12 protein-coding genes are annotated in these 13,307 nt (G+C 46.1%); all 12 read right to left on the bottom strand.

Annotated features, from left to right (window positions below; translation table 11 throughout):
- Window position 1: 1 nt before the first annotated feature.
- Window positions 2–1,066 (bottom strand): uroporphyrinogen decarboxylase, encoded by a 1,065-nt coding sequence (hemE, locus tag AC58UX_RS00465; RefSeq protein ID WP_497248633.1) that lies wholly within the window; start codon window positions 1,064–1,066, stop codon window positions 2–4.
- A 159-nt stretch (window positions 1,067–1,225) separates the two neighbouring features.
- Entirely contained in the window at window positions 1,226–2,218 is a 993-nt protein-coding gene (hemB, locus tag AC58UX_RS00460; protein ID WP_497248631.1) for a porphobilinogen synthase, read from the bottom strand.
- Window positions 2,215–3,759 carry a uroporphyrinogen-III C-methyltransferase gene (gene cobA, locus AC58UX_RS00455; RefSeq protein ID WP_497248629.1) on the bottom strand — a complete coding sequence of 515 codons (1,545 nt, stop codon included), beginning with the start codon at window positions 3,757–3,759 and terminating at the stop codon, window positions 2,215–2,217. Before cobA ends, hemB begins: the two co-directional genes overlap by 4 nt.
- 5 nt (window positions 3,760–3,764) lie before the next feature.
- The gene (hemC, locus tag AC58UX_RS00450; protein WP_497248627.1) at window positions 3,765–4,709 is read right to left on the bottom strand and encodes a hydroxymethylbilane synthase; all 945 of its coding nucleotides are present in this window, start codon (window positions 4,707–4,709) and stop codon (window positions 3,765–3,767) included.
- A 17-nt stretch (window positions 4,710–4,726) separates the two neighbouring features.
- Window positions 4,727–5,434 (bottom strand): precorrin-2 dehydrogenase/sirohydrochlorin ferrochelatase family protein, encoded by a 708-nt coding sequence (locus AC58UX_RS00445; RefSeq protein WP_497248625.1) that lies wholly within the window; start codon window positions 5,432–5,434, stop codon window positions 4,727–4,729.
- Window positions 5,435–5,469: 35 nt separating this feature from the next.
- The gene (locus AC58UX_RS00440; protein ID WP_497248623.1) at window positions 5,470–6,300 is read right to left on the bottom strand and encodes a cytochrome C assembly family protein; all 831 of its coding nucleotides are present in this window, start codon (window positions 6,298–6,300) and stop codon (window positions 5,470–5,472) included.
- A 32-nt stretch (window positions 6,301–6,332) separates the two neighbouring features.
- On the bottom strand, window positions 6,333–7,736 hold the full coding sequence (gene hemA / locus AC58UX_RS00435) for a glutamyl-tRNA reductase (RefSeq protein WP_497248621.1): 1,404 nt from the start codon (window positions 7,734–7,736) through the stop codon (window positions 6,333–6,335).
- A gap of 152 nt (window positions 7,737–7,888) precedes the next feature.
- Window positions 7,889–8,425, bottom strand: coding sequence for an S-adenosylmethionine decarboxylase (locus tag AC58UX_RS00430; RefSeq protein ID WP_497248619.1), 537 nt, complete (start codon window positions 8,423–8,425; stop codon window positions 7,889–7,891).
- Window positions 8,426–8,549: 124 nt separating this feature from the next.
- Window positions 8,550–8,957: an adenosylmethionine decarboxylase gene (gene speD, locus AC58UX_RS00425; protein ID WP_056610310.1), complete on the bottom strand. Its 408-nt coding sequence runs from the start codon at window positions 8,955–8,957 to the stop codon at window positions 8,550–8,552.
- Between the two features lie 308 nt (window positions 8,958–9,265).
- A complete protein-coding gene (locus AC58UX_RS00420) occupies window positions 9,266–9,853 on the bottom strand; it encodes a non-ribosomal peptide synthetase module (RefSeq protein WP_497248617.1) in 588 nt (195 codons plus the stop codon).
- 240 nt (window positions 9,854–10,093) lie between these two features.
- The gene (gene yihA / locus AC58UX_RS00415) at window positions 10,094–10,762 is read right to left on the bottom strand and encodes a ribosome biogenesis GTP-binding protein YihA/YsxC (RefSeq protein ID WP_497248615.1); all 669 of its coding nucleotides are present in this window, start codon (window positions 10,760–10,762) and stop codon (window positions 10,094–10,096) included.
- A 17-nt stretch (window positions 10,763–10,779) separates the two neighbouring features.
- Entirely contained in the window at window positions 10,780–13,131 is a 2,352-nt protein-coding gene (gene lon / locus AC58UX_RS00410; RefSeq protein ID WP_497248613.1) for an endopeptidase La, read from the bottom strand.
- Between the last annotated feature and the right edge of the window lie 176 nt (window positions 13,132–13,307).

Below are 13,307 nucleotides of genomic sequence, written 5' to 3'. Positions count from 1 at the left end.
GTTAAACACCACTCTTTCCTGCTTGCTGAGTTAAAACAGAATGAGAATAAGTATGAACGAATGTCGTTAATTCTTTTAGTTTCTCTAGTGATGCTTCTGGGAATAGGCCATGTCCTAAGTTGAAAATGTATCCTAGCTGCTTCATCCCTTCATCCATAATCGCCTTCGCTTGCGCTTCAATCACACTCATCGGCGCTGTCAAAATATAAGGATCCAGGTTTCCCTGCACCGCATAGCGGTTCTGTAGTCTCTCACGACCAACAGAGATCGGTACCCGCCAATCAAGACCGATTACATCCGCTTGAATCGTCGTCAAATAAGGAAGCAATTCACCTGAGCTGACGCCTGGGAAATAAATTTTCGGTTCTTTCAAATCAGACAACTCTTGGAAAATCCGCAGCATCGTAGGCTTTACATAGACATCGAAATCGGCTGGAGAGAGTGCCCCTACCCAGCTATCGAATACTTGTACCGCTTTCGCCCCATTGGCAATATGCGAACGCAGATACGTGATGACCATATCCCCGAGTTTATCCATTAACGCGAACCAAACCTTTGGCTCCGAATACATCATTTGCTTCGTGCGAATATAGCTTTTGGACGGTCTGCCCTCGATCAAATAGCTGGCAATTGTGAATGGAGCACCCGCGAACGAAATAAGCGGAACTTCCAATTCTTTATCCAAAATCCGAATCGTTTGTAAAATGTGAGACAAGTCCTTCTCCACATCGATCGGACGAAGACGCTCGACATCTTGAGCCGTACGTACCGGCGTATGGATAACAGGACCGATATCTTTCACAATATCAAAATCAACACCAAGTGAAGCCACTGGATTCATGATATCCGAGTACAAAATCGCGGCATCTACGCCAAGTTTTTTGATCGGCATCATCGTTACTTCAGCTGCAAGCTCAGGTTGCTGACAAATTTCTAGCAATGAGTACTTTTCCTTAATTTTACGGTAATCCGGGTCGTAGCGACCTGCTTGACGCATATACCATACCGGCAGGGTATCTACCTGTTCTTTTCGACATGCTTTAATAAAATTATCGTTATAGCTCATGAGGCACCTTCCTCTTGTTTCCATCTATTCTCATCCATTATGCCCTAATTATACCCCTCTCACAACCAACGTAAGCTTCCCTATTGCGACAAAAGTATGACAAAAAGAACCACTCGAACTCCGTTTTGGAACACAGAGGACAAATGGTTCACTGACGCCTTACTTTTGCAAGTATCGTGCAATATCCTTCGCGAAATACGTTAGGATAATGTCCGCTCCTGCACGTTTAAAGCTCGTCATCGTTTCCATGACAATCGCTTCTTCATTAACCCAGCCTTGCTGCGCAGCGGCCTTCACCATCGCGTATTCTGCGCTCACATTGTAAGCTACAACAGGCAAGTCAAAGTTATCCTTCAGCATGCGGATAATATCCATGTAAGCGAGCGCTGGCTTCACCATAAGGAAATCCGCTCCCTCGATCACGTCGCTTGACGCTTCACGAAGCGCTTCACGGCTGTTAGCCGGATCCATTTGATACGTTTTCCGATCACCGAATTGCGGTGTGGAATGAGCCGCATCACGGAACGGACCGTAGTAAGCTGATGCGTATTTAACGGAATAAGCCATAATCGGCGTGTTCTCATATCCAGCCTCATCCAGCCCCGTGCGAATCGCTTGCACATAGCCATCCATCATGTTGGAAGGGGCGATAATGTCTGCGCCTGCTTTGGCTTGTGACACCGCTGTGCGAACAAGTAGCTCCAAGGAAGGGTCATTTGCTACATCGGCATGTCCCGTAATCGGGTGGTGGTGAATGACGCCGCAATGACCCGTATCGGTAAATTGACATAAGCATGTATCTGCGATAATAAGCAAATTAGGGTTCAACTCTTTAATAAAGCGAGTCGCTTGCTGCACAATGCCGTCATCCATAAATGCGGACGTTCCTGTAGCATCTTTATGATCAGGTACTCCGAATAGAAGAATGGCTTGGATTCCTAATTGCGTGATTTCATCAATTTCTTCTTTCAAGCGGTCTAATGAGAAATGATACACCCCAGGCATCGAGGCAATTTCTGACTTCACATTCGTGCCATGCGTAACAAAAATTGGTTGAACTACATCGTTAACCGTTACTTGATTTTCACGAACTAGATTGCGAATAGCTGCATTTCCGCGTAAGCGGCGGTTACGAACGATTGGAAAACTCATGATGGATTTCCGCCTCCTTGAATCATGCTTTGTACCAAAGAAGCAACGGTCGCTTCTTCAGCCATATATGTGATCGACAGTCCCACCTGAATGACGGTTTCTGCCGTTTTGGGACCAATCACTGCGATTTCCACGCCTTGCAGCAACGATAACGGATCTTCCATACCAAGCTGCTTAAGGGCTTCAAGTAAATTTGTAACGGTAGATGAACTTGTAAAAGTGATAATATGAATGCTTTGATTTTGTAAAAGGTGAATGATTTCGTCTCCGTCATCGGTGGTCAGCACATTCTCGTATAAATCCACTTCTGTGACTTCGAGGCCCAGCTCTTTTAGTTTGGCAGGCAAATAATCACGAGCCAAATCCGCTGTCGGCAATAACACTTTCTGACCAGCGTTCAAATCCCCTTGAATGGCGTCTAGGATGCCTTCTCCATGAAACTTAGAAGGTAAGACGTCGGCAATGATTCCGCGCTCAGCGAGCGCTTCAGCCGTCTTAGGACCTACAGCCGCAATACGCGCATTCCCCATCCTGCGAACATCGATATGCAGCTCACGCATTCTGCGGAAGAAGAATTCAACGCCGTTTACGCTCGTAAGAACAATCCAGTCAAATTCATGCACGCGATTGAGAGCTTGATCAAGTTCTTGCTGCGCTTCAGCCCGACTTGGAGGCTGCAGTTTGATCACTGGAAATTCGACGGGCTCTCCGCCCAAATCATCGATCAAATCCACAAGCTCACTCGCTTGACTGCGAGCCCTCGTAACGAGCACACGCTTACCAAACAGCGGCTTCTTTTCCATCCAAGCCAGCTTCTCACGAAGCTTAACTACCTCACCCACGATAATGACAGCAGGTGATTTGAAGTTGGCTGCTCTTACTTTTTCTGTGATATCTGCAAGTGTACCTGTGATCGTCGCTTGATCTGCCCAAGTTCCCCATCTTACAAGGGCGACGGGCATTTCTGGCGGTTTCCCGCAGCGAATTAACTCACGGCAAATTTGCTCTAAATTGGCAACGCCCATCAGGAATACCATCGTGCCAATCGCTTTGGCGAGGTGCTCCCAATTCAGGCTGGAATAGGTTTTGTTCGGGTATTCATGGCCAGTTACAATGGCAACGGACGAAGTGAAGTCACGGTGTGTCACCGGGATGCCAGCATAGGCAGGAACAGCTATTGAAGAAGTGATGCCTGGGATAATGTCATACGTTATGCCGTTATCTGCCAGCAGCTCCGCTTCTTCCCCAACGCGTCCGAATACACTCGGATCGCCGCCTTTCAGGCGCGTTACTACCTTTCCTTGCACAGCCAAATCCACAAGTAACTGATTGATTTCTTCTTGCTTTAAAATATGTTTATCTGGCAGCTTGCCGACAAAGATGAGTTCTGCTTCTGGTCTACGATGCTTCAACAAGCGTGGATTGGCAAGACGATCATAGACGATAACGTCTGCTCTCTGAATAGCTTCCATTCCACGAACCGAGATAAGCTTAGGGTCTCCAGGACCCGCTCCAACAAGAAAAACTCTTCCTTTGTTCACAGCAATCACTCCCTCACCTCAGCTAGAATCTTTTCAGCTCCTTGTGCGATGAGCTTCTCAGCGACAAGCGCCCCCAACGCTTCCGGATCGTTCCCGGAAGCTGTTTCCTTCAGCATGGTCACGCCATCCGGCGTCCCGACCATGCCAGTCAGGGTCAACAGCGGGGAGTCGTCCCCGCTGCTGTTCTCGACGCTCGCGTATGCGCCGAGCGGCACCTGGCAGCCTCCGTTGAGTCTGCCGAGGAAAGCCCGCTCCGCTCGCACCGCGAGCGCGGTTGGCTCATGCTGGAACTTGCCCAGCAAGTCCAGCACGAACGTGTCGTTGCCGCGGCACTCGATGCACAGCGCTCCCTGCCCTACAGCAGGGAGGCATACCTCGGGCGGCAAGTACGCGCTGATGCGATCTTGCCAGCCGATCCGGTGGAGACCGGCGGCGGCAAGCATAATCGCATCGAAGTTCTCTTCTTCGAGCTTGCGCAGCCTCGAATCGATGTTGCCCCGGATCGACTCGATCCGGAGGTCCGGGCGGTAGTGCTGCAGCTGGCTTGCGCGGCGCAGCGAGCTGGTGCCGACGAGCGCGCCCTGCGGCAGCTCGTCCAAGGATCCAGCCCCGCGCGTGATTAGCGCATCGCGTGCATCCTCGCGCTTGGGAATGGCCCCAACAACGAGACCTTCCGGCAGCTCGAAGGGCATGTCCTTCATGCTATGAACGGCGATATCAATCTCGCCGTCCGTCAGCGCTTGTTCGATTTCTTTCACGAACAGGCCCTTGCCTCCGACTTTGGATAACGTGACGTCTAGAATCCGATCACCCTTCGTTACAATTTTCTTAATTTCAAATTGACATTCGATCCCATGCTCTTTCGCCAGCTGTTTCAAAAGCTCTACAGCTTGTCCTGTTTGAGTCAGTGCCAACGCACTTTGTCTTGTCCCTACAATAATCGTTTTCATTCGTTCGTCTCCGCCTCCTATACGTGCTGCCATATCTCATTGATGAAAGACCAAGAAGGCAGTTCATTCTCTCCCTGCTCTTGCGTTTGCATCCAAGCGGCGCTTTGTAATGCTATGTCAAATTGCTCTTTCCAACCTTTAAACTTACCCTCACGGATCAAGCGCATGAGATCCCATGCCAGCATTTCTTTGAATAAAAGCTGTCTAGCTGCTTTATCTTGAACCTGATTCTGAATCAACAAACGAGTTTCGCTTAGAAAATCCAAATATATTTCATACTCATCACCGTAAGTCTTGTCGATTTCCTTGGCGATCTTACGTGCTGCTGAAGGACTAGCCCCACCTGTGGAAACCGTAATCACCAGCTTGCCTCGACGCACCACGGAAGGTAAAATAAACGAACTCAACTCGGGTTTATCTACAATATTGACGAGCAGCTCCCGAGCATTCGCATCCTGTGCAATCTGCTGATTCACATGCGCATCATTCGTCGCTGCGATGACTAACGCATACCGCGCTTCGCCCTCGGTCTCCCATATCACGGGGGCATAAGCTTGTCTCTTCAAACTCACACCAGGGCGAAGCCCCTGCTCAAGAATGCCATCCGTAAACGCTGGACTGACAACGGTTACCTCTGCACCTGCTTGCAGCAACGAGCGTAATTTCCGTTCTGCAATCGGCCCTCCGCCGATAATCAGGCACCGGCATCCAGCTAAATTCATCATAATAGGATAAGGGTGCTGCCAACCATTTTGAACGTTTAACTCCATATCCACCCGTGAAAGCCAGAAACAAGGTTCGAAACAACGAAATTCAACACGACGATACAGAACGCTGCCAGGTTCCACACAGCTAGCCTATTACCAGAAATCTGCATCGATTTATGTTGGAATAAGTAAAACGCATAAGCCGCTAATACGAAGAAGGAGTTAATGACTTTGGCATCGTAAAGCAAATTGCGATCTCCCTCTAGAACGACCCAAACGACTCCAAGACTTAAGGCCATAAGAAGGAGCGGCCCCCCGATAATGACCGATAAATACGTATAATGCTCAATTTTCTCAAGAGATGGCAGTCTCATAACAGCTTGAGAGAAATTTTTACTCTTTAATCTTGTATGTAAAAATATGTACATGCCTGAAAAAATAGCGGCAATTGAAAATGCGGCGTAACTGCCAATCGCTAACGAAATATGAATGAATAATAGCTCATCGTTGACTTCCCAATCGGATTTGATTGGCATCACATTGGGATTTCCAAATATGTTCAAGGCAAGAATCGAAAAACCTAACACATTCACAAAGAACACAAACAATTCAATACGGAAAAAGCGATTAATTATCAACGAAATCGTTACTAAAAGCCACGAAAACATAAACAGTACGTCTGACCTTACGAATGCCCATTCCGTTAAATGACCATATAAACTAATAGCCAAGTAAGCGGTTTGCAAAACCCATACAAACAAAAGCAGCCCCGTCCCCATCCGTTTCGCGCTCCGGCTCGCATTGGCGAAATCCGAAAAGTAAAACAGTAGGCTCAGGGCATACATATAAATCATCGCATCAAACAACCAGCTGCTTGTTACCATGGCACCTCTCCTAGGCGGTTAGCGCCTTTTTCTCAAGATGGGGCTAAAACATCCGCGTTCTGTAAACCACGAACAGACAATTTCTCATCCAACGTTTGTTTACTTTCCACTTTGTTAAAGCCAGACTCTAGCTCTTGTGCTATTTGATCTGCCTGTTCTTGTTGTTTAAGCGTATCTTCTAATGCAAAAAGTTTCGTGAAAATCTCAAGGGCGTCGTCGCCATGACGCTCGCCAGCCATTTCTTTGATCCGTAGAATCGGATCGCGCAACACTTGATTCACAATGCTCTTCGTTAATTTGCGAATCACCTTAATTTCACGTTCATCCAAATCTGTCAGCTTATTCAGCATGTTTTCCATGGTTTCTTCGTGAATTTGATTCGCTTTCGTTTGCAGTGCACTGATCAGCGGACTTACGCCAAGTGTCTTCGTCCATTGTTCAAAAGCCGTGATTTCCGACGTGATCATGATCTCGATCTTAGCCGCTTCTTTCTTTCTCTCCTGCAAATGCTTATCCACAATATTCTCAAGATCGTCAATATCGTAAAGGAACACATTCGGCAATCCGCTAATTTGCGGATCTAGGTCACGCGGAACCGCGATATCCATCATGAAGAGCGGACGAGATTTTCTTTTTTGCACATAAGATTGAATATCGTTCTTGGTTAGAACGTACCCTGGGGCACCTGTGGAGCTAATGATGATATCGACCTCTGGTAAATGCTTCGGCATTTCCTCAAGTGTACAAGCCACACCGCTGAATTTACCGGCTAAATCCAATGCCCGCTCCAACGTGCGATTCACCACAATCACTTTGTTCGCTCCGTTCGCGTACAAATGCTTCACGGTCAACTCACTCATCTTGCCAGCGCCGATAATCATGATCGTCTTGTTCACATAGCTTCCAAAAATCCGCTTACCGAGCTCAACCGCCGCATAGCTAATGGATACAGGATTATTGCTGATCCCCGTCTCGGAGTGTGCTTTCTTCGCTAGCGTAATCGCCTGTTTAAACAAGGTATTGAAATAAGAGCCTGTTGCTTTCAATTGTTGAGACGCTAAAAAAGCATCCCGCACTTGACCGAGAATCTGCGTTTCCCCGATAACCATCGAGTCCAACCCCGTTGTTACACGGAACAAATGTTCAATTGCTTTCTCATTTTCATACGTATATAAATGCTTCTGGAACTGATCCTTCTTCACATGGAACCAACGCTCAAGGAAATGCGTCATGTAATGACTGCACAACTGAGGCCGATCCACGACCGCATAAATTTCGGTGCGATTGCAGGTGGCAACGATGACACATTCTAAAATGCTCTTTGTCTCTTTCAATTCCGCGATTGCTTTCGGCAAATCTTGATCTGAGAACGCAAACTTCTCCCGAATTTCCACCGGGGCTGTCCGATAATTCAATCCGACCGTAATAATATGCAACGTTACCACCTGCCTTTCGTTCTATTTAGAATCATTATAGCACAGCGATACAGACATTCCGACAAAATATTTGAATAAATTATGAATGCTTTCGTACTGTTCGTTAGTTTTAACAGCTCCGTGCTCCTCTATACCTAAGATACCCAGAATCCCTATTGCAGCCCTTTTTTCTTTAAAAAGGTCGTGAGCTCACGATCCCGTTTCGCTAACTCCTCATTCTGGGATGAAATGATATCCCCGTTAGACGCCATCATCTTCTCATACGCCTCGTACATGCTGCCAAATTGCTTTTGCGTTTCCTTCCAGGTTTGTATCTCTTCTGGCTTTAACGCTCTGGCTCCGCCAAGCTGCAACCGTTGAATATATTGGTTCAATTGACTCATAAAACTGAGGGAAGTCAACGCATCGTTGCCGCCTGCCGCAAGCACGAGACGTTCATGCGTGTATTCGGCTGAATACAGCGCTTGTTTTACTCGATCCAGATCATTTGTATTTTTACTCTGAGAGGCTTCATCCAAGGAACTCTTTAATATTTCCATCTGGAATAAAGATACTTGGAACAGGAGGTGTGTGGCATCGTGCTCTTCCTTATGATGACCAAACATCTGGGTCAGTTGATATATTGGCCAGATGATCAAAAAGAGAACAACCACATACATCACTGTTTTCCTGATTAACTTTTGTTTCAAGCTTGTTCCCCCACTCCAACATGAATTGGACATGTATCGCTGCCAATATCATTGTATGGGTATCTGAACAAACAAATAACCACGGATTTCTCCGTGGTTATCGTTATCTTGAATTTGCAGAATTTTATTTAACAAGCTCTGCTTGCTTTATTTCAGGAGTTTCTACTTGTAATTCACCCATTCCGCGAACAAGCTTCTTCGCATAGAACGTTTCTGGTTTTAGTACGGATACCATAAAGTCGATTGCTAATTGAGGGTCGACTGTCTCGCCACAAGTATAGCAATCAAGTGCGGCAAAACCTCTCTCAGGATAAGTATGAATGGAGAGATGACTCTCGGACAACATAACAAGAACTGTTGCTCCTTGTGGTTCGAACTGCTTGGATTGTACAGATAAAACAGTTGCTCCACATACCTCGGCAGCTTCAACCATCTGAGCTTGCAGCCATTCTGCATTGTTCAGAAGTTCAAAATCTACCCCCCAAGTATCAACAGCAACGTGTCTTCCGAAAGTTGAGTATTCTGTTTCCATCTTTCGGTTCCCCCTTCCTAGGAATAAAATGTGTGAAAAAAATTTCATCCGCTAGGACCTACGTCATTCACTTCCCGAGGGTATAATCTCTCGCAACATTCAATGTCCTGAGTGAATCCTGGTTCCTATATTGTTTCAACGAGAATAAAAATAACATCTATCGACGATAAATGCAATAGTTTTTTTTGCTAAAACGTCATCTGTCACACCGACGCCATATCTAAATTATGTTAGCAGGATATGACATGTGCGTCAAAACAAAAAGAGACCCAAAAATGGGTCCCTGTAAATACAGCATGTATAAGTGATTATGCCTCCAAAACGAACAACCGATGGGTAAGCTCATTGAGGCGAAGGTCGATCTGTTGGTGTTCATCCCCTGCTTGCAGCATGTTGCGCATATCAAGAAGATGATTGATTTGATCGTAGATCATTTCAATTTCTTGTTCAACTTCTCTCTTCTGGAACAACATTTGCAAGAGACCAATCGTATCTTTGTGTTCATATACAATCGTTAATAATTGACCTTTGATTTCCTCAATCTTCACAACAGTTCCGCGTTCATAATAATAAACCATTGTGTAGCTCGGATAAATCCGGTTGACCTTAGCGCTGCCTTTGAACTCCGATACTGCTTTACGCATTAAATTAGCTAATAAGGTATTACTTAATCTGCAGGATCCTGTGCATTCATATAGGCCCGATTTCTTTTCAAATGAAAGGACGATTTCTTGACCTTCGCCATCTTGAAAAACAACCTCTTGATTGCCGTTTTCCAAAACTTTGACTTGCAGTGTCACTTGATGGTCCACAAACATTTGAAAAAACCTCAACATATCGGCTTCTGTTAACTGGAGGCAGGTTTTGACATATTCAGTCGCTAACCTTTGTGCCATAAAAATCCCTCGATTCTTTGTTTTCAACCATTAACTATTACCTTGATTATTATTATACTACATGAGTAGCGAATATTCCTGCCGGCAATTCATGATAATCAGCCAAATATTCTGAAAAAAGCTTGATAAACTGTAATGCCATCAAATTTCCCCCAGATTACCTCGCTTTCCCGTATGCTTCTTTTTGATTTCCTCTATCTTTTAACGCTTTCCTTTAAAATACGAAAAAACCGCCCTGCATTAGGACGGTTGTGGATCGGTTACAGCGGCTTGAACTTCTTCGTCGGTTTCAGTTGTTTCTGTCTCCTGAGGCTCCGACTCGCCATAAGCTATCGCTTGCTCTAGAATTCCCCACAGTTCATCTTTGCCAAGCCCTAGCTCGGAAGAGAACATAAGCGGCTGAACTCCTTTATCCATTCCTAATGTTTCACGCACAATTTTCAAGTGCTTCGGCCATCTACTCTTGGGGATCTTGTCTGCTTTGGTCGCAACAACAAGGACGGGTACATCCATGTGCCGCAGCCACTCGTACATCGCTTGATCGTCTTTGGACGGCGGATGTCTAAGATCCACGAGCTGCATCACTAGGCGCAATGGCTCACGATTCAATAGGTAACTTTCAATAAACTTGCCCCATTGCTCACGCTTTGTTTTGGAAACCTTCGCGTAGCCGTATCCGGGAAGATCAACGAAGTATAAGTCCTGATTTACTTTATAATAGTTAAGTGTTTGCGTTTTGCCCGGTTGTGAACTGGTTCTAGCTAAGTTTTTACGAGAAATCAAACAGTTAATGAGTGACGATTTCCCGACATTAGAACGCCCTGCCAGAGCTATCTCTGGCAAGGCATCTTCTGGATATTGGCTAGGTCCAACCGCACTGATGATAAACTCAGCTTGATTGACTTTCATGAATGTTCAACTACTTTCTAAGTCGATCCGACGTTAGCCGTCGGCTTCTTTGTGATAAGCGCGTGTTCCAGCACTTGATCCATGTGACTGACAGGGATGAAGGTCATCTCTGCCCGGACACTTTCTGGAATTTCGATAATGTCTTTCTCATTGTCCTGAGGAAGAAGAATGGTGCGAATGCCTGCACGATGCGCAGCTAATGCTTTCTCCTTCAAACCGCCGATTGGAAGCACGCGGCCGCGAAGCGTTACCTCGCCAGTCATCGCGACTAAGCGCGATACTGGGATGTTCGTCAAAGCGGAGATTAACGCGGTAGCCATCGTTATCCCTGCAGACGGACCATCCTTCGGAATCGCTCCTTCAGGAATATGAATATGCACATCATTTTTCTCATGGAAGTCCGGAGCTATACCAAGAACTTCAGCACGTGAGCGCGTATAGCTGAACGCCGCTTGTGCGGATTCTTTCATGACGTCGCCAAGTTTACCTGTCAAAGTTAACTTGCCTGTGCCAGGTAAGACTGATACCTCGATAACGAGTGTGTCTCCGCCAACTTCGGTCCAGGCAAGACCTGTAACTGCACCGATCTGATCCTTCTCTTCAGCAACATTATATTTAAACTTGACCGGACCTAAATAGTCGCTCAAGTTCTCCTCTGTTACATGAACAGGTGTCTCAGGGTCGGATACGATCTTCTTAGCTGCTTTCCGATTCATGCCGGCAACCTGCTGCTCTAGATTACGTACGCCTGCTTCTCTCGTATATTCGCGCACAATCTTCATCAAGGCAGCCTCATCAACAACAAGCTGTTCTTCTTCAAGACCGTGGTCACGTTTCTGCTTCGGAAGTAAATATTTCTTGGCAATTTGGAGCTTCTCAATCTCCGTATAACCTGGAATATATAGAACCTCCATCCGATCTAACAGAGGACGAGGAATATTATGCACAGCATTCGCCGTGGTCACAAACATCACGTTGGATAAATCGAATGGTACTTCAATGAAATGATCACTAAAAGTGCTGTTTTGTTCAGGATCCAGAACTTCAAGCAGGGCTGAGGCAGGATCTCCGCGGAAATCCATCGCCATCTTGTCAATTTCGTCTAGCAAAAAGACAGGATTATTCGCGCCTGCATTTTTCATGCCTTGAATGATTCTGCCAGGCATAGCGCCTACGTATGTTCGGCGGTGACCGCGAATCTCCGCTTCATCTCTGACGCCGCCAAGCGAAATACGAATAAATTGTCTTCCCATCGATCTAGCAATGGAGCGAGCAATCGATGTTTTCCCCACACCCGGAGGACCTACTAAACATAAAATTGGACCTTTAAGCTTCTTCACAAGCTTCTGAACAGCCAAGTACTCTAACACCCGTTCCTTGGGCTTCTCAAGACCAAAATGATCCTCATTGAGAATTTCTTCGGCTTTGTCCAGATCCAAATCATCATCGGTTTGCTTGTTCCAAGGAAGACCTAACAGCCAATCGATGTAATTCCGGATAATGCCGCCTTCTGCGGAAGTAGCAGGCATTTTCTCCAATCGATCAATCTCTTTCTCGACCTTCTCGCGTACTTTCTCCGGTAAATCAGCATCGGCAAGCTGGTTGCGCAGCTCATCAACTTCACCCGCACGGCCTTCTTTATCCCCGAGCTCCTTCTGAATCGCCTTCATCTGCTCACGGAGATAATATTCCTTCTGCGTTTTCTCCATTTGCTTCTTCACACGCTGGGAGATCTTACGCTCGAGTTCAAGCACTTCCCGCTCATTGTTCAAAATATTAAGCATTTTCTCGAGCCGTTCCCGTACATCAACGGTCTCGAGAATATCCTGTTTATCTTTGATTTTAAGCGATAAATGACTACAAATCACATCTGCCAGGCGACCGGGCTCGTCGATATCGGATACCGCGGCTAGTGTTTCTGGCGTTACTTTTTTAGATAAATTAATATAATGCTCAAATTGACTTAGCACGCTTCTCATCAAAGCATCGATTTCAGGATCCGAAATTTCTTGCTCCGGCAGTTCCTTCACCGTTACCTCGTAATACTCGTCATTCGTCAAATACTCAACAATTTCAGCACGTAATACGCCTTCAACAAGAACACGAATCGTTCCATTTGGCAGCTTCAGCATTTGCCGCACTTTGGCAATCGTTCCGATGCGATAAATGTCCTCTTTCGTTGGTTCTTCTATGTTGATCTCTGATTGAGAGCAGAGGAGAATCATGCTGTCATCCACCATTGCCCGTTCGAGTGCTTTCACCGATTTTTCTCGCCCTACATCCAGGTGTAGAACCATGCTCGGATAGACCAACAGTCCCCTAAGAGGCAATAACGGCAATCTGCGCACCTTAATTTTTCCAGGTCCCATCCTCTGCACCTCCAATATTAGGGAGCCTTGAACCTTATGTTCAAAGTGTCTCCTTGAAATATAAGTATTCATATGTTCCCATATAAATTGGCTTATATTTTCAGATAAACGCGCTCGTCCAGAGGACGGCGTAGCCGTTTATTTTATCTACGTGGGATTTTATCCCTGCGTTGCCC

The organism is Paenibacillus sp. J22P90 (genome assembly GCF_059692195.1).
The sequence above is the reverse complement of the archived record's forward strand: the minus strand, read 5'-3'. Positions and strand labels throughout refer to the sequence as shown.